Origin of the sequence: Streptomyces sp. NPDC056835, from assembly GCF_042789485.1 — a bacterium.
In the GTDB taxonomy this organism is placed as follows: domain Bacteria; phylum Actinomycetota; class Actinomycetes; order Streptomycetales; family Streptomycetaceae; genus Streptomyces.
This window is the reverse complement of the sequence record NZ_JBHUBB010000040.1, coordinates 1-16993: the sequence shown is the minus strand read 5'-3', so window position 1 is coordinate 16993 and position 16993 is coordinate 1. Positions and strand designations below refer to the sequence as shown.

At 71.6% G+C, this 16993-nt stretch carries 13 protein-coding genes; 8 read left to right on the top strand and 5 right to left on the bottom strand.

Annotated elements, in window-relative coordinates:
- The first annotated feature begins 139 nt into the window (after positions 1 to 139).
- The 6 genes from ACFRMN_RS33235 (at position 140) to argB (ending at position 7580) form a co-directional block, all read left to right on the top strand.
- Entirely contained in the window at positions 140 to 1372 is a 1233-nt protein-coding gene (locus ACFRMN_RS33235) for a styrene monooxygenase/indole monooxygenase family protein (RefSeq protein ID WP_383026807.1), read from the top strand.
- A gap of 251 nt (positions 1373 to 1623) precedes the next feature.
- Positions 1624 to 2142, top strand: coding sequence for an HdeD family acid-resistance protein (locus ACFRMN_RS33230; protein ID WP_383026805.1), 519 nt, complete (start codon positions 1624 to 1626; stop codon positions 2140 to 2142).
- A gap of 244 nt (positions 2143 to 2386) precedes the next feature.
- On the top strand, positions 2387 to 3172 hold the full coding sequence (locus ACFRMN_RS33225; protein ID WP_383026963.1) for an ABC transporter ATP-binding protein: 786 nt from the start codon (positions 2387 to 2389) through the stop codon (positions 3170 to 3172).
- A gap of 8 nt (positions 3173 to 3180) precedes the next feature.
- The gene (locus ACFRMN_RS33220; RefSeq protein WP_383026802.1) at positions 3181 to 4155 is read left to right on the top strand and encodes an ABC transporter substrate-binding protein; all 975 of its coding nucleotides are present in this window, start codon (positions 3181 to 3183) and stop codon (positions 4153 to 4155) included.
- A 2-nt stretch (positions 4156 to 4157) separates the two neighbouring features.
- The gene (locus ACFRMN_RS33215) at positions 4158 to 6281 is read left to right on the top strand and encodes an iron ABC transporter permease (protein ID WP_383026799.1); all 2124 of its coding nucleotides are present in this window, start codon (positions 4158 to 4160) and stop codon (positions 6279 to 6281) included.
- A 432-nt stretch (positions 6282 to 6713) separates the two neighbouring features.
- On the top strand, positions 6714 to 7580 hold the full coding sequence (argB, locus tag ACFRMN_RS33210; RefSeq protein ID WP_383026961.1) for an acetylglutamate kinase: 867 nt from the start codon (positions 6714 to 6716) through the stop codon (positions 7578 to 7580).
- A 70-nt stretch (positions 7581 to 7650) separates the two neighbouring features.
- Here argB and ACFRMN_RS33205 read toward each other — a convergent pair whose 3' ends face one another.
- From ACFRMN_RS33205 to ACFRMN_RS33185, 5 genes are all read right to left on the bottom strand, one after another.
- Positions 7651 to 8190: a GNAT family N-acetyltransferase gene (locus ACFRMN_RS33205; protein ID WP_383026796.1), complete on the bottom strand. Its 540-nt coding sequence runs from the start codon at positions 8188 to 8190 to the stop codon at positions 7651 to 7653.
- A 173-nt stretch (positions 8191 to 8363) separates the two neighbouring features.
- Positions 8364 to 9944, bottom strand: a complete 1581-nt coding sequence (locus ACFRMN_RS33200; RefSeq protein WP_383026958.1) for an amidohydrolase — start codon at positions 9942 to 9944, stop codon at positions 8364 to 8366.
- A gap of 20 nt (positions 9945 to 9964) precedes the next feature.
- Complete coding sequence (locus tag ACFRMN_RS33195) at positions 9965 to 10843, bottom strand: ABC transporter ATP-binding protein (protein ID WP_383026793.1); 879 nt, start codon at positions 10841 to 10843, stop codon at positions 9965 to 9967.
- On the bottom strand, positions 10840 to 11943 hold the full coding sequence (locus tag ACFRMN_RS33190) for a FecCD family ABC transporter permease (RefSeq protein ID WP_383026790.1): 1104 nt from the start codon (positions 11941 to 11943) through the stop codon (positions 10840 to 10842). Before ACFRMN_RS33190 ends, ACFRMN_RS33195 begins: the two co-directional genes overlap by 4 nt.
- Entirely contained in the window at positions 11940 to 13007 is a 1068-nt protein-coding gene (locus ACFRMN_RS33185; RefSeq protein ID WP_383026788.1) for a FecCD family ABC transporter permease, read from the bottom strand. Before ACFRMN_RS33185 ends, ACFRMN_RS33190 begins: the two co-directional genes overlap by 4 nt.
- 281 nt (positions 13008 to 13288) lie before the next feature.
- Here ACFRMN_RS33185 and ACFRMN_RS33180 point away from each other — a divergent pair, with 281 nt between their 5' ends.
- Complete coding sequence (locus ACFRMN_RS33180) at positions 13289 to 14986, top strand: ABC transporter ATP-binding protein (RefSeq protein WP_383026785.1); 1698 nt, start codon at positions 13289 to 13291, stop codon at positions 14984 to 14986.
- Between the two features lie 83 nt (positions 14987 to 15069).
- On the top strand, positions 15070 to 16860 hold the full coding sequence (locus ACFRMN_RS33175) for an ABC transporter ATP-binding protein (RefSeq protein ID WP_383026782.1): 1791 nt from the start codon (positions 15070 to 15072) through the stop codon (positions 16858 to 16860).
- Positions 16861 to 16993: the final 133 nt, after the last annotated feature.

Here is a 16993-nt window from a genome sequence, read left to right as displayed (position 1 = left end):
CCGCGGTTGGCGCCGTCCTCGAACAGAGTCACCGGGGCGAGCCCGGCCGACCTGGTCCGTAACCGCCCGGTCGCGGAGATCGTTCAACCACCGGTGGGCGGATCCGGTCCCCTTTGGTGTCCGCGGTCAAGGAGACGGCATGCGTGAGATCGTGATCGTGGGGGCGGGACAGGCCGGACTCCAGCTCGCGCTGGGCCTGCTCGCGCGAGGCTATGACGTGACCGTGGTCGCGCCCCGTGACGCACGGCAGATCCGGTCGGGGCGGGTGATGTCGACTCAGGCCATGTTCGGGCCCGCGCTACGGATCGAACGTGAGGCCGGGTTGGACCTCTGGCAGCGGCAGGCCCCCGCGGTCCGGGCCATCCGGGCGACTGTCGCGGATGGCCCCGGCACCGAGGCGCTGGCGTTCACCGGGCCGCTGGACGAGGCACAGCAGTCCGTCGACCAACGGGTCAAGATGGCCGACTGGCTGGAGTTGTTCGAGGCCAGGGGCGGCCGGGTCATCCATCGGGCGATCGACGCGGCGGAGCTGGAACGCCTCGCGTCGGAACGGGACTTGACGCTGGTCGCGGCGGGCCGGGGCGAGCTGGCGGAGGTCTTCGCGCGGGACGACCGGCGGCCCCGGTTCGACAGGCCGCCGCGTACGCTCTCGTGCCTCTATCTGCACGGGGTACGGATGCCCGGCAGCCTGGCGCGGACCCAGGTACGTATCCATGTCGTGCCGGGTGTGGGCGAGGTTTTCCTTCAGCCGGCTCTGACCACCAGCGGCCCGTGCACCACCCTGCTGTGGGAGGCCGTGCCCGGCGGCCCGCTGGATTGCTGGCAGGACCGTCCGTCGCCGCGGGACCACCTCGCCCGGTCCCTCGACCTGCTGCGCACCTTCTTGCCGTGGGAGTACGAGCTCTGCGGAGCGGCCGAGCCGACCGACGCCCACGCCACCCTGTTCGGAGCGGTGACTCCCACGGTCCGGCACCCGGTCGCCCGTCTCTCCCCGGACACCCATGTGCTGGGCATGGCCGACGTCGTGGTCGTCAACGACCCGGTCACCGGGCAGGGCGCCAACAACGCGGCGCGCTGCGCGGACATCTACCTCCGCGCGATCCTCGAACGCGGCGAGGGCGCCTTCGATCCCGCGTGGATGCGGCGCACGTTCGACGCGTTCTGGGACCACGCCCGGCACACCACGGCCTTCACCACCATGATGCTGGGGCCACTGCCCGGGCACGTGCTGCGGGTCCTGTCCGCGGCCGTCACGCACGAGGCGGTCGCCCGCCGGTTCGCCAACGTGTACGCGGACCCTTCCGACTTCACGAACTGGCTCGCGGACCCGGCGGCGACCGACGCGTATCTGGCCTCGGCCACCGGCAGCTGACGTCGCGACGGCGATTCCGGTACAGCTCCTACCCCCGTCACACGAAGCTCGTGGCCGCCGCGATGCGGGGAAGCCCGAAGCGACAGAAGATGGGGGCGTCCTCATGTCACCAGGCTTGTCGACGAAAGGCGGGGGCCATGGCCTCCTTTTCCGGCGATGCATCAGGCGATGCATCAGGCGATGCATCAGGCGATGCATCAGGCGATGCATCAGCAGCGGGCGCGCTCGGCAGGCTCGGCAAGCACGCCTGGATGATCCTCCTCGCGGCGGGGATCGCCGCCATCGCCCTGGGCGTCTGCGTCCTCGTCTGGCCGGGCGCGACGCTGGCGGTGGTCGGCGTCCTCTTCGGTGCCTACCTGCTGGTCAACGGCGTCTTTCAGCTGACGGGCGCATTCGGGGCGCATGTGCCTGGCGGGATGCGGGTGCTGCATTTCGTCACCGGAGCGCTGAGTGTGCTGCTGGGACTGCTCTGTTTCCGCGGTGAGGCGCAGTCGTTGCTGCTCCTGGCCCTGTGGATCGGGTTCGGCTGGCTGTTCCGCGGGATCATGCTGATCGTCGTGGCGGCCTCCACCGAGGGGCTGCCGGCCCGCGGCTGGCAACTGTTCCTCGGGATCGTCACCCTGCTGGCCGGCGTGGTGCTGATCGTCTCCCCGTTCGGCTCACTCGCCGCCCTCGCTCTGGTGGCCGGCCTCTGGCTGATCATCCTGGGCGTGGCCGAGGTGGTTCACGCCCTCCGTCTCAGGTTCCTGGCAGCCCGCCACACCGCCTGAACCGGCTCGGCGGACACCCCCTGCGAGAGCACCGGCAGTCGACGCCCCCAGGTTCCTTTTTCAGCCATCGACCTCGGGTCGCAGGCCGATTCACAACCCTAATTTAGGTTAGGCTAACCTATGTCGGGTGATCGTGACTGCACCCGACAGAGAAGACACCCCGCGGCCTCGCCGTACCGTGGCCGACACCCCCGGCACATCCGCGAAGAGCGCCGGCGTTCCGTCCGGCCTCGCCGCCACGGGGATCACGGTCGCCTATGACGGCGTGGACGTCGTACACGAGGCGGACCTCCGTCTTCCGCGAGGGCGGGTCACCGCGCTCATCGGTCCGAACGGCAGTGGAAAGTCCACCCTGTTGCGTGCGCTCGCCCGTCTGCACCGGGCTCGCGCCGGCACGGTGACCGTAGGCGCCGAGCCGATCGACGCCCTCGCCCTCTCCCGTACGGAATTCGCCCGGCGCATCACGCTGCTCGCGCAGAGCCGCACCACCCCGGCCGGTCTCAGCGTCCGGGAGGTGGTCGGCTTCGGGCGACACCCGTACCGCGGCCGGCTGAGAGGGAGCGATCCGGACGGCGCGCGGCTCGTCGAGCACGCCCTGGCCGTCACGAACGTCGCCGGGCTCGCCGACCGCGGCGTCGAGAGCCTGTCCGGGGGGCAACTCCAACGCGTCTGGTTCGCCTGCTGTCTGGCACAGGACACCGAAGTGCTGCTCCTCGACGAACCGACGACCTACCTCGACCTGCGCTACCAGGTGGAGATCCTGGACCTCGTCCGGGATCTCGCCGACACACACGGCGTGACCATCGGCGTCGTCCTGCACGACCTGGATCAGGCCGCCGCGGTGGCGGACCAGGTCGTCCTGCTGTCCTCGGGGCGCGTCGCCGCCGCGGGGCCCCCGGCGCAGGTGTACGACCCCCAGCTACTGACCGACACCTACGGCATCCGTATCGAGGTCGAACCCGACCCCGCTACGGGCATCCCCCGCACCCGTGCGGTGGGAAGACACCACCTCCGTCTCGAAAGGCCCTGAAACACCTCATGACAAGCAAGCACTGGGCATGGCCCGTGATCGTCGGGACCGCCGCGATCGCCCTGGTCGGCTGCGGCACCTCCGAGGCTCCCGAGAAGGACTCCGCCTCGGACTCCACACTGACCGTCACCGACGCGCGCGGCACGAAGGTGACGCTCGACGGGCCGGCCGAGCGTGTCGTCGGCACCGAGTGGAACGTCGTCGAATCCCTCGTGACGCTGGGCGTCAACCCGGTCGGCGTCGCCGATGTGAAGGGCTACCGGGCCTACGACACCGCCGCGCCGCTGACCGGTGACGTCAAGGACATAGGTACCCGGGGCGAGCCCAGCGTGGACACGGTCGCCGCTCTCAAGCCCGACCTCGTCGTCGCGACGGACGACCTGCCGGACTCCGCCATCAAGCAGCTCTCCAAGGTCGCTCCCCTCATCGTGGTGCGGGCGGCGGATGCCGGTCGGCAGATCGACCGGATGACCGACAACGTGAACCTCATCGCCAGGGCCACCGGGACCGAGGACAAGGCCAAGGCCGAGATCGCCGCCTTCCGCGAGAAGATCGCCGACGGCAGGAAGGAACTCGCCGCCGCGGGCCTCGCCGGCGAAAAGGTCGCCTTCGCCGACGGCTGGCAGGAAGGAAGCCAGGTCTCGGTGCGCCCCTTCGTCAAGGGCTCGCTGATCACCGACATCAACACCGAACTCGGCCTGGTCAGCCCCTGGACCATGAAGGGCGACAAGGGCTACGGCCTGGCGGCCACGGATGTGGAAGGGCTCACGAAGATCGGCGACGCCCACTTCGCGTACATCACCAACACCGCCGACAACGGGGACCCGTTCGCCGACGGGCTCAAGGACAACGCGGTGTGGAAGTCGCTGCCCTTCGTCAAGGAGGACAACGTCCACCGACTCCCTGACGGCATCTGGATGTTCGGTGGCACGGCGTCGATGACGCAGTACATCGACGCGCTTGTGGACGCACTGACCAAGTGAGCGTGAGCACCCGCACCACGAAGGCCGCACGCGCGTCATCGACCGCCCCGGCGGGGGAAACACCCTCCGCCGGGGCCGGCGGGCCGGCACGCCGCGGCGCTCTTGCCCTTCTCGCGCTCGGCGCGCTCCTCGCGCTGCTCGCACTCGCGGTCACACACATCGGTCAGGGCACGGCGGCCGTCGGACCGCACACCCTCTGGCGTGCCTTCACCACCCTGTGGACCGACAGCGACGGTTCGGGCCAGGCGGACGCCGTGCTCGTCGCCTCGCGGCTGCCGCGGCTCGCCGCCGGGCTGGTCGTCGGCTGCACACTGGGCGCGGCCGGAGCCGTACTGCAGTCGGTGTCACGCAACGTGCTGGCCTCGCCCGACACACTCGCCGTGAACGCCGGCGCCTACCTCTCGGTCGTCGCCGTCGCGGCGTTCGGCATCACCCTGCCCGCCTTCCCGGCCGGCGGCACGGCACTGGTCGGCGGACTGCTCGCCGCCGCCGTCGTGTTGGGCCTCGCCCGTGCCGGGGCGGGCCCGACCCGGCTCGTCCTGGCGGGCTCGGCACTCGCCCTCGGGCTCAGTGGCCTGAGCCAGATGCTCCTCCTGCTACGCGCCCAGCAGACCACTGGCCTTTACGCGTGGGGCAACGGCTCCCTCGCCCAGACCGGCATGCAGACGATCGGCCGGCTCGCGCCGGTCGCGCTCGTGGCGCTGGTCGGGCTGGTCGTGCTCGGCCGGCGGCTCGATATTCTCGGGCTCGGTGACGACGAAGCCCGGATGGTCGGGGTCAGCCCCCGCCTGACGCGGGCCATCGCCGTCGTCCTCTCCGTGGTCCTCTCCGCCGTCTCCGTCACCGTCGCCGGCCCCATCGGGTTCGTCGGGCTGTGCGCGCCCGCGATCGTCCGGCTGGTGGGGGCCCGCGTACCCGCGCTCCTGCGGCATCGGGCGTTCATTCCCGCCTCGGCGCTGGCAGGCGTACTCGTCGTGCTCGGCGCAGATGTCCTCCTGCGCGCCCTGTTCGGGGCCCAGGCGGGTGCGGCTGTACCGACCGGCATTGTGACCAGCTTCTTCGGCGCCGTGGTACTCGTCGCCCTCGCCCACCGGGCCCGGGACGGGGGCTCCACCAGCCCCGAGGCGGCCTTCGACCGGCTGCGCGGCCGCCGTGCCTTCGTCCTCACCCTCTCGGTGCTGACCGCCGCTCTTCTCGCCGCGGTCGTCGCGGCGGCCCTCCTCGGCGACGCCGTCCTGTTGCCCGGCGATGTGGGGAACTGGCTCACGGGCCGGTCGGGGCAGCTCGTCACCTTCGTACTCGACACCCGTATGCCACGGATCGCCGCGGCGCTGCTCGCTGGTGCCGCGCTCGCGACGGCGGGCGCGGTGGTGCAGGCGGTCTCGCGCAATCCGCTCGCCGAACCGGGCATCCTCGGAGTGGTCGGAGGAGCGGGAGTCGGGGCGGTCATCACGTTGACGGTCGTCCCGCTCGCGAGCTTCTGGCTGATCGGCGGATCCGCGCTGGCCGGGGCGGCGGCCGCCGCCGCGCTGGTCTTCGGGCTCGCGGCACGGCACGGACTGGAGCAGAACCGGCTGGTGCTGACCGGTATCGGTGTCTCCGCGGGCGCGGCGGCGCTGGTCAGTCTGCTGATCGTGCTGACCGATCCGTACAACGGGACGAAAGCGCTCGTGTGGCTCTCGGGCTCGACCTATGGACGTACGTTCCCCGAAGTCCTCCCGGTGCTCGCCACTCTCGCCGTGTCGCTGCCGGTCCTCGCGGTGATGCGCCGCGACCTCGATCTCATCGGCCTTGACGCCGACACACCCAGACTGCTCGGCATCCGCCTCGGCACCACGCGTCTGGCGTTGCTCGGAGTCGCCGTCGTGCTCACCGCCGCGGCGGTCGCGGCGGTCGGGGTCATCGGCTTCGTCGGACTCGTGGCACCGCACGCGGCGCGCGCTCTGGTGGGCCGGCGTCATGCCCGGGTAATCCCGGTCGCCGCACTGATGGGCTCTCTGCTGGTGGTGGTCGCCGACACGCTCGGCCGGACAGTCATCGCGCCCGCTCAGATTCCCGTCGGAATCGTCACCGCGGTGATCGGTGCTCCCTACTTCGGCCGGCTGCTGTGGCGGTCCAGGACGTGAGTCGGGCCCGGGGCGGCCCCGGCCCTCCCGTACGGCGCGTAAGGAGTGGCCGCACATCCTCGGCCGCTGGAGGGCGAGTTGACCGATCTCTCGCACAAGTTAGGCTAGACTTAGCTAAGTTCATTCAGTGTGGCGTGGCCCGCACGACGGACGCGCCGCCGCGCGACCTGCCGCTCCGCGAGTCGACGCGGAACGCGTAGAGCCCTTTTCCGCCTCCCCCGTTCAACGGCTCCTCCGCGAGGAAGGCCCTCCGTGGGCCGGACGGGCGCTCAGGCAACAACTGCTCGGTGATGTCGCCCTCGGCCTGCCGGAACGGCTGGGCCTCGCCACGAATGGAGTGGATCCGTGAGTGTGACCGCTGCCCGTGGATTCCCTGCGAGCGGTGTGGCCGCCCGCATCGAGGAATCCGCCGATCGCGACCTGGCCCTCGTGATGAGCCGAGGGTCTTCGGGCAAGGCGCTCCAAGGCCGCACCGTGGTCGTCAAGTTCGGCGGTAACGCCATGGTGGACACCGCGCTCCACCGGACGTTCGCGCGGGACATCGTGGAGCTGCGGCGCGCGGGTCTGCGTCCGGTCGTCGTGCATGGTGGCGGACCACAGATCAGCGCGATGCTCGACCGCCTCGACCTGGAGGTGCGTTTCGAGGCGGGGATGCGTGTGACCACGCCCGAGATCATGGACGTGGTCCGCATGGTGCTGACCGGTCAGGTCCAGCGGGAACTGGTGGGCGCCCTCAACGCCCATGGCCCCTACGCCGTGGGCATGTCGGGCGAGGACGCGCACACCATGACAGCCGTACGACGCCCGGTGCGGGTGGACGGGCGGCCGGTGGACGTCGGTCTCGTCGGCGAGGTCGTGGCCGTGGACACCGGCATCATCGGCACACTGCTCAAGGAGGGCCGTATTCCCGTCGTCTCACCCGTCGCGCGCGGTGCGGACGGGGAGGTCTACAACGTCAACGCCGATCTCGCGGCGTCGGCGCTCGCGGCCGCGCTCGGGGCGGAGCGGCTGGTGGTGCTGACCGACGTCGAGGGGCTGTACGCGGACTGGCCGCACAGCACCGAGGTGATCGACCGGCTCACGGCCGGTGAACTGGACGCGCTGCTGCCGGAGCTCGCCAGTGGCATGCTCCCGAAGATGGAGGGGTGTCTGCGGGCGGTACGCGCGGGTGTCCGCAAGGCCCATGTGCTGGACGGCCGGGTGCCGCATGCCGTACTGCGCGGCGTCTTCGCCGAGGAGAGCCCGGGCACGACGGTCGTCCCGGACGAGGAACCGGGGGCCGATGAGGCCCGCGCATGACCGCCGACGGCAGCGCCCAACCGCCCGCGCACCACTGGAGCGTGGTCAAGTTGGACGTACGGGTACGTGGTCACAGGACGCGGGCGAGGACCTTCGCGCCGCGCCGCGGATCCAGCGACCGCGCCCAGGCATCCGGGGCGCGGTGCGGGGAGACCGGGGCGAAGCCGTGGTGGAGGAAGAGACGGCCGCTTCCGGTCGTCGCGGTGAACAGCGTGTCCAGTGCCCGCGAGCTCCCCTCGGCGAGGGCGGCGGTCAGGAGCCGTGCGCCCAGACCGCTGCCCTGTCTGCCGTGCGCGACGCAGAAGTTGTACAGAACCCCGGTCACACGCCCGTCGCACGCCGGTTCGGGGTGGACACGAAGCGCCAGGCAGCCGTCCAGCGTTCCGTCGGGCGCCTCGGCCACCAGGAAATCAGTGGCGTGCCGGGCGTAGACCTGGAACGGCCGGGCACGCAGTGCGCCGGAGCGGACGAACGGCTCGGAGAGAGCGGCGAGCGCCGGTGCGTCCCGGGGCCGGGCGGGACGCAGCGTGCTGACGGGCGCGGCAAGCGGACGTATCGGGTGGGGGGTGTCAGACAGCCGCGTCGCGGGGCGCGGCCTGGCCGTGATCAAGGCGTTCCTTCCTCGGCTCCATCGCGTGAGACGCCCTGTTGGTGCGCCGTTTCACTTCGACGAAACACAGTCGAGATTAGGTTAGCTTTACCTAAGTTCATAGCCAATTCGGGGCGGTCCGAGGTCCGTTCCCCGGAGGTGGGCGTACCGCTGGGGGCCGCCGGCCGGTGTGCTCACAACTTCCGTCCCTCCGTGGCCTCGTGTCCGTCCACGAAGGTCGCGACGACCTCGATGTCGCCGATCCTGGAGTGGTCGACGCGGCGCGGATCGTCGCCCAGGACGACGAAGTCGGCGCGCTTCCCGGGGGTGAGGCTGCCGGCGCTGTCGTCCCATCGCGAGGCGTACGCCCCGGCGAGGGTGTAGGCGCGCAGCGCCTCGTCCACGGTGACCGCCTCGTCGGGCCCGATCAGCTGCCCCGAGAGCGAGGCCCGCTCGACCATGAACTGAATGGCCCGCAGCGGCGATCCATCGGTGACGGGGCGGTCGGAGCTGCCGACGAGGGTCACGCCGTGGTCGAGAAAGGCCCGGCCGCGGTACATCCAGGGCGCACGCTCCGAGCCCATGATCGTCGCGTAGTCGTCGCCGAAGTAGCGCAGGAAGTTGGGCTGGATCACGGCGCTGAGTCCGAGCCGGGCGAAGCGGGGCAGTTGGTCGGGCCGTATGAGCCCGGCGTGCTCGATACGGTGGCGCGCGTCGGTGCGGGGCCGCGACGCCTGGGCCCGCTCCAGGGCGTCCAGGGCGAGATCCGCGGCCCGGTCGCCGATGGCGTGGACGGCGAGCTGCCATCCGGCCAGGTGGCCGTCGATGATGAGGGAGGTGAGGTGCTCCGGGTCGTCCTGGAGCTGACCCGTGTGGGTCATCCCCTCGTACGGGGCCGTGAGAGCGGCCGTACGCGCCATCATGCCGCCGTCGGTGTAGATCTTGAGAGCACCGATGGACAGCCAGTCGTCGCCGAACCCCGTCCGCAGGCCCAGGTCGAGCGCGCGCGGGATGCCGTCGTGCTCGTGCGCGCCGGGCGGCCGCAGAGTGTCCGCGCCCGGCATGAGCTGGACCCGCAGCGGCAGACGCGCCTGGTCGCGCAGGAGTTGGTACGCGCCGAGCTCGACGGGGCTGTGGCCCAGCAGGCCGCCGCCGATGCCGGCCTCGGCACAGCCCGTGACGCCTTCGGCGAGGCAGGCGCGTGCGGCGTACTCGATGGCGTCGGCGAGTTCCCGCTGGGAGTACGGCAGGCGCAGGCGCCGTACGGCGGCCATCGCGCTCTCCACGAGGACGCCGTTGTCATGGGGGACTTCGGCCGGCAGCAGGTCGAGCACGGCGCTGTTGACCACGCAGGCGTGGCCGGAATCGTGCATCACGAACACCCGGCGGCCGTGGCTGACCCGGTCGAGCTCCGCCGCCGTCAGATGCCGCCCGAGGGCTCGCTGGTCGTACCCGCCGATGTTCACCCACTCACCGGGTGCGCTCTTGCGGGAGACGGCGTCCTCCACGGCGGCGAGGACGTCCTCGACGCGTTCGAGCCCGGCGATGCTCGGGGAGCTCGCCTTGAGCCCCGTCCACGCCAGATGGACATGGCTGTCGATGAATCCCGGCAGGACGGTGGCGCCCTGGAGGTCGATCACCTCGCGGGCGGGCAGTGCGGTCACGGCCTCGTCCAGGCCCACGATCCGCCCCCGCCAGATGCCCAGGTCGTGAGCGACCGGCCGCTCCTGGTCCATGGTGACAATGCGCGCGTTCGTCAGCCTCGTGCAGAGCATCATGGGGAGTCCGTCCGTCCCTAGGAGGTTTCGGCGAGTATGGCGTCAGTGGCCGGGTCGGGGATGTCGGCCGCGCCGGTCTCCGGCTCGTACCGCCTGGGAGCGGCCGGAACCATCAGCGGAGTGCCGGTCTCGGGGTCGCCGATGATCCGGCAGGGCAGGCCGAACACGTCCTCGACGAGCTCGGCGGTCATGACGGTGGCGGGGTCTCCCTGGGCGGCGATGATCCCGCCCGGACGCATCACGATGAGGTGAGTGGCGTAGCGGCAGGCCTGGTTGAGGTCGTGCAGGACCGCGACGACGGTGTGGCCCTTACGGGCGTGTAGCTCGGCGCACAGGTCGAGCACTTCGACCTGATGGGCGATGTCGAGGTAGGTGGTCGGTTCGTCCAGCAGAAGGATGGAGGTCTGCTGCGCCAGCACCATGGACAGCCAGACGCGCTGCCGCTGTCCGCCGGAGAGGTCGTCCACGGGACGGTCGGCGAGTTCCAGTACGCCGGTCTGCCGCATCGCCTCGGTGACAGCCTCCTCGTCCTCGACGGACCACTGCTTCAGCAGCCGCTGGTGCGGGTACCGGCCGCGGGCCACGAGGTCGCCGGCCGTGATGCCGCCCGGCGCGCTGGAGGACTGCGGGAGCAGGCCGAGGCGGCGGGCGACCTCACGGGAGCGGTACGAGGCGATGGCGGCGCCGTCGAGGTAGACCTCCCCGGCCTTGGGCTTGAGCATCCGTGCCAGCGCCGCGAGCAGCGTCGACTTGCCGCAGGCGTTGGGCCCGATGATCACCGTGAAGGAGTGGTCGGGGATGTCGACGCTCAGGGACGTGGCCACCGTCCGCTGGTCGTAGGACAGGGTGACGTCCTCGGCACGCAGCCGGGGCTGAGGGCGGTTCGTTCCAGTCATGCGCGGCTCTTTCGCGATTCGGTGATCAGCAGCCAGATGAGGTACAGCCCGCCGATGGCGCCGGTCGCCGTGCCCACCGGAAGGAGCGCGGGTGCGAAGACCCGCTGCACGACGAGGTCGCTCAGGGCGAGCAGAACGGCGCCCATGAGCGCGGACGGCAGCAGCGCGGGGCCGGACGCCCCGGTGAGCCTGCGGACCACCTGGGGCGCGGCCAGGGCGATGAACCAGATGGGCCCGGTGACGGCGGTGGCGAACGCGGCGAGGGCGACGCTGATGATGAGAAGGACCGTGCGGGTGCGCCGCACGTCGACGCCGAGCGCCACGGCGGTGGTGTCGCCCATCTCCACCATGGCGAGACGGCGGGAGAGCAGGAAGGCCGGCGGCAGCAGGACGGCGAGGGCGAGACCGATGGCGTTCGCGTGCGTCCACAGCCGGTTTCCCAGGCTGCCGATCAGCCATGCCTGGGCCTCCAGCGCCTCCTGGAAGGTCGCCCGGGTGACCAGGTACGAGTTGACGGCGAGCAGCAGGGCGCTGACGCCGATGCCGATGACGACCAGCCGGAAACCCTGCAAACCGCGGCCGACCAGCAGGAGATTGACGACCAGGGCCGTGGTGAGACCGCCGACCAGCGCCCCGAACGCGATCTGGGTCATGCTGCCGTGCAGCACGATGATGACCACGAGCGCACCCACGGCGGAGCCGTTGGTGAAGCCGATGATGTCGGGGCTGCCCAGGGAGTTGCGGGTGAGGCTCTGCAGGATCGCCCCGCTCACCGCGAGGGCCGCGCCGACGAACACCGCGGTCAGGATGCGCGGCATGCGCAGGGTGTTGACGACGAAGTCGGCGGACGCGGATCCGTTACCGGTCAGGGCCTTGAAAACCTCCCCCACGGAGAGCGGGAAGTCACCGGTGGTCAGGGTGGTACCCACGACGACGATCAGCGCGCCGGTCAGCAGGGCGGTCACGGCGAAGGCACGGCCCCGCACACGCAGCGAGACTCCGCCCGCTCCGATGCGGACGACCCGGCCGCTGATGACGCGGGGAGCGGGGGTGTTGACGGATCCGGGCACCGAGGCTTTCGCCTTCTGGGCGGCGCTCACAGCATGACCAGCTTTCGACGGCGGCACAGCGCGATGAACAAGGGCGCGCCGATGAACGCGGTGACGATGCCGACCTGCACCTCGCCCGGAGCGCCGAGCACACGGCCCAGCACGTCCGAGCCGATGAGCAGGACGGGTGCGAGCAGCATCGAGTACGCGAGCACCCAGCGCTGGTCGGTTCCGGAGATGAACCGGGCGACATGCGGAACGGCCAGACCCACGAAACTGATCGGCCCGACGGCGGCGGTGGCGGCGCCGCACAGCAGCATCACGGCGACGGCCGCCAGCACGCGGGTACGGCCGACGTTCACGCCGAGGGCGCGCCCCAACTGGTCGCCCATCGCCAGCGCGTTGAGGGACGGGGCCAGGAGGAAGGCGACGACCGTTCCGACGCCGACGAACGGCAGGACGAGGAACACGATGTCGTAGTACCGGCCCGCGAGAGAACCCACCGTCCAGAAGCGGAACTGGTCGAACGCCTCCGGATCGAACAGCAGCACACCCCAGTTGAAGGCGTACAGCACGGCGGTCACCGCCGCTCCGGCGACGACGAGCCGGTCGGGGGTGGCCAGTTTCCGCCCGGAGGAGCCGAGGAGATGGACACCCACCGATGCCACGGCGGCCCCGGCGAGGGCGAACCACACATAGCCGAGAGGCGCGGCCACGCCCATGAACGCGATGGCCACGACGACGCCCGCGGAGGCGCCCAGGTTCACCCCGAGCAGTCCCGGGTCGGCGAGCGGATTGCGGGTCAGCGCCTGCATCAGGGCGCCGGACAGCCCGAGGGCCACGCCGACGAGGATGCCCAGGAGGGTACGGGGTATTCGGTAGTCGTGGACGATGACGGAGGCTTCCGACCCGTCAGGGCGCCACAGGAGGTCCCAGGTCGAGGTGAACGGAATCCCTCTGGTGCCCACCCAGACGCTGATCAGCGAGACGAGGACGAGCGCGCCGAGCGTCACGAGAAGCCCGAGACCGCGCAGGGCCGCCGCGGCCGGACGTGCGGGGGGCACGACGGGGCCACCGGTCCCGATTCCGGACGCCGCCCGGGCTTCGACAGACAAGGACCACTCCCCTGGCGGCGTCGTCGCGCCCCGCGAGTCGCGCGAGGCGTTGAACATGGATGTGCCGCGAGCGACATGACTAACGAACGATGAAACTTAGGTGAGCCTAACCGTACGTCCGCGACGGGGTCAACGCGACAGTGCCACCTGCGCCGATGCCCGCGCTCACAGGGCGCCGCCGGAGCCCGGCACACGCCCTTGGCACGGGTCGTAATTAAGCTAGGCTTACCTAACTATCCCGCTTACCTAACTATCCCGCCCTGTTCTTATGGAGGCGCCGCATGCCCGCTGGAGGACCAACGGGGGGCCATGTCCTCCGCAGAGCGCTCGCCGGCCAACGCCGCCGTGTTGTCGGTGCATCACTCCTCGGCATGGCGCACCAAGCCTGCGAGGCCCTTGTCCCGGTGGTCATCGGCCTGGTCATCGACGAGGCGGTGGCGACCGGATCCTCCGGCGCCCTGCTGCGTTGGCTGCTGGTCCTCGCCGGTCTCTTCCTCATGCTGTCCACGTGTTACCGGAACTCCGCACGGCTCACCGAAAGCGCCGGCGAGGGCGCCGCGCACCGGATCCGGCAGGACCTCGCCACCCGGGTGCTCGATCCGCGGGGCGGCGCCGACTCCGGGCGGCTGCCCGGCGCGCTGACCGCCGTCGCGACCGGCGACGCCCGACGCGTCGGCTCGGTCGCCTCCGCGCTGCCGTACGCGCTGTCCGCGGTCGCCGGGCTGGCGATCAGCGCGGTGGCGCTGCTCCGTATCTCCGTGCCGCTCGGCCTGCTCGTCCTCCTCGGCGTCCCGCCCATGCTGTGGATCGGCCATCTCATCAGCCGCCCGCTCGAACGGCGCAGCGAGGCCGAGCAGGAGCACGCGGCCCACGCGTCCGGGGTCGCCGCCGACCTGGTCGCCGGCCTGCGGGTACTGAAGGGGATCGGCGCCGAATCGGCGGCGGTCTCCCGGTACCGGGAGACGAGCCGGAGTTCGCTGTCGGCCGCCTTGCGGGCGGCCCGCAGCCGGGCCTGGCACGACGGCGCGATCCTCGCCCTGACGGGCGTCTTCATCGCGGTCATCGGGCTCGTCGGCGCTCATCTGGCGATGCGGGGCACCATCAGCGTGGGTGAACTGGTGGCGGCTGTCGGCCTCGCCCAGTACCTCCTCGGTCCTTTCCAGCTCCTCACCTTTGTCAACGGCGAGTTCGCCCAGGGCCGTGCGTCGGCCGACCGGATCGCCGGGATCCTCGCGTCGCCTCCCGCCGTCGTGGCCGGGACGGCCACACTCCCCGACCCGGTCGTCGGGCGGCTGCGGCTGGTGGGCGTCACCCAGGGCGCGCTGCGCGGTGTCGATCTCGACATCGCCCCCGGCCGCCTCGTCGGTGTGGTCACCCGTGACCCGGCCGCCGCGAACGACCTGCTGCTCTGTCTGGGCCGTGAACTCGACCCCGCCGAAGGCACCGTCGAGCTCGACGGCGTACCACTGACCGACCTCGACCCCGGCGACGTCCGCCGCGCGATCCTGGTCGCCCACCACGACGCCGACCTGTTCGAGGACAGCCTCCTCGCCAACGTACGAGCCGGAGCGGACACCGAGGGGCAGGACTTGAGCCCGGCGCTGGCCGCCTCGGCCGCGGACGACGTCGCCCGGGCGCTGCCCGAGGGGGTGGACACCGTCCTCACCGAACGGGGCCGGTCGCTGTCCGGCGGCCAGCGCCAGCGGGTCGCGCTGGCCCGGGCCCTGGCCGCCGACCCGGCGGTCCTCGTCGTCCACGACCCGACCACCGCCGTCGACACGGTCACCGAGGCCCGCATCGCGGCCCGGCTGCGGGACCTGCGCGCGGGCCGCACCACGGTCCTGGTCACCACCAGCCCCGCCCTGCTCGCCGGCGCCGACGTCGTGGTCATGCTCGACGACGGACAGGTGGCCGCCCAGGGCAGCCACCCCGAGTTGGCCGGCGCCCACGAGACCTACCGCGCGGCGGTGCTGGCATGACGACCGCCCAGAACAGAGACCAGGACCGAGACCCGCGGGACCGAGCCCCACGGGACCGAGACGAGAAGGACGACGGACGGACGATGAGCGGACCCGGCACGCCCGAACGCGAGCTCCTGCCCACCGCCACCGGCGCCCAGACGCTCTCCGTCGTCCGCGCACTTCTGCGCCGCCACCGGCCGCTCGCGGTGGGCGCGATGACCGTACTGGTCGTCGGCACGGGCATCGGGCTGCTGACGGCCCCGCTGCTCGGCCACGTCGTGGACCTGGTCGTGGACGAGCGCGGCACTGCCGCGCTGACCGTACCGATGCTGCTCCTGCTGGCGGTCGCCGTCGCCAGGGCCGTCGCGACCGCCATCGGCAAGTCCCTCGTCGCCAGGCTCGGCGAGACGGTCCTCGCGGACCTGCGGGAACAGTTCATCGCACGGGCGCTGCGACTGCCGCTGGAACGGGTCGAGCAGGCCGGTTCCGGCGACCTGACCTCGCGTGTGACAGGGGATGTCACCCTGATCGCGAGGGCGGTACGGCAGGCCCTGCCCGAGTTCATCGGTGCCTTCCTCACCATCGTGCTGACGCTGGGAGGGCTCGCCGTCCTCGACTGGCGCCTCCTGCTCGCGGTGCTGGTGTCCGTCCCGGTCCATGTCCTCACGGTGCGTTGGTACATCCCGCGCGCCACGAGCATCTACGCCGCGCACCGGGTGGCGACCGGCGCACTTCAGCACCAGCTGCTCGACAGCGTCGGCGGGGTGCGTACGGTACGGGCGTTCCGTCTGAACGGACGTCACGCGGAGCTGCTGGAGCAGCGGTCGCAGGCGGCCGTCGACCTGGCGGCGCGGGGCATGCGGCTCGTCTCGGGCTTCTTCTCCCGTCTGAACATCGCCGAGTTCATCGGTATGACGTCGATCCTCGTCACCGGATTCCTCCTCGTCGACAACGGCTCGGTGAGCATCGGTACGGCGACCGCGGCGGCGCTCTACTTCCACGGCCTGTTCAACCCGATCAACGCCGCGCTCTTCCTCATCGACGACGCCCAGTCCGCCGGGGCGAGCCTCGCCCGGCTCGTCGGCGTGTCGAGCCTCCCGGCCGAGCGGGAGCCCGACGGCCGGGCCGCCACGCCGGTGGACGGCTCGGTCAAGGTGGTGGACCTCGGCCACGCGTACGTGGACGGTCACCCGGTGCTCCGCGCGGTAGACCTGGAGGTGCGGGACGGCGAACGGGTGGCCCTGGTCGGTGCCAGCGGCGCGGGGAAGACCACGCTGGCGAAGCTGATCGCGGGCGTCCACGCCCCGGCGACAGGTGCGATCTCCCTGGGCGGCGTGGACTCCCGGGAGCTGGGCCCCGCCGGGGTCCGGCGGTCCGTCACCCTGATCAGCCAGGAGGTCCATGTCTTCGCCGGGCCGTTGTCCGAGGACCTGCGGCTGGCCCGCCCCGAGGCGACGGACGAGGAGCTGCGCGCCGCGCTGGCCCACGTGGACGCGGTGGACTGGGTCGACGCACTGCCCGACGGTCTGGCCACGGTCGTGGGCGAGGGCGGCCACCGCCTCACGGTGACCCAGGCCCAGCAACTCGCCCTCGCCCGTCTCGTTCTCGCCGACCCGCCCATCGCGATCCTGGACGAGGCCACTGCCGACGCCGGCAGCGCGGGCGCCCGCGTGCTGGAGACCGCCGCCCTGCGCGCGCTGGAGGGCCGTACGGGCGTGATGGTCGCCCACCGCCTTCCCCAGGCGGCGACGGCGGACCGCGTCGTCGTCCTGAACGAGGGCCGTGTCGTCGAGACGGGCACCCACGACGAACTCGTCGCGGCGGGAGGCCGCTACGCCGAACTCTGGTCGGCGTGGTCCGACAGCCGCCGGGAACCGGCGGTCCCGGCATAGGAACCCGTTCCCTCCGTACCTCGCGCGAAGCTCCCGCCCATGACATCCGGGCGGGAGCTTCGCGTTGACGGAGGACCGCGGAGACGGACCACGCACCGGGACGCCGCCGCCCGTGGAGAGGGTTCCCCACGGG

Bases quoted from the DNA above. Each gene is read 5' to 3' on its own strand.
- ACFRMN_RS33235 (WP_383026807.1), top strand. From the start codon at position 140: ATGCGTGAGATCGTGATCGTGGGGGCGGGACAGGCCGGACTCCAGCTC.
- ACFRMN_RS33230 (WP_383026805.1), top strand. From the start codon at position 1,624: ATGATCCTCCTCGCGGCGGGGATCGCCGCCATCGCCCTGGGCGTCTGC.
- ACFRMN_RS33220 (WP_383026802.1), top strand. From the start codon at position 3,181: ATGACAAGCAAGCACTGGGCATGGCCCGTGATCGTCGGGACCGCCGCG.
- argB (WP_383026961.1), top strand. From the start codon at position 6,714: ATGAGCCGAGGGTCTTCGGGCAAGGCGCTCCAAGGCCGCACCGTGGTC.
- ACFRMN_RS33200 (WP_383026958.1), bottom strand. From the start codon at position 9,944: ATGCTCTGCACGAGGCTGACGAACGCGCGCATTGTCACCATGGACCAG.
- ACFRMN_RS33195 (WP_383026793.1), bottom strand. From the start codon at position 10,843: ATGACTGGAACGAACCGCCCTCAGCCCCGGCTGCGTGCCGAGGACGTC.
- ACFRMN_RS33180 (WP_383026785.1), top strand. From the start codon at position 13,289: ATGCCCGCTGGAGGACCAACGGGGGGCCATGTCCTCCGCAGAGCGCTC.
- ACFRMN_RS33175 (WP_383026782.1), top strand. From the start codon at position 15,070: ATGAGCGGACCCGGCACGCCCGAACGCGAGCTCCTGCCCACCGCCACC.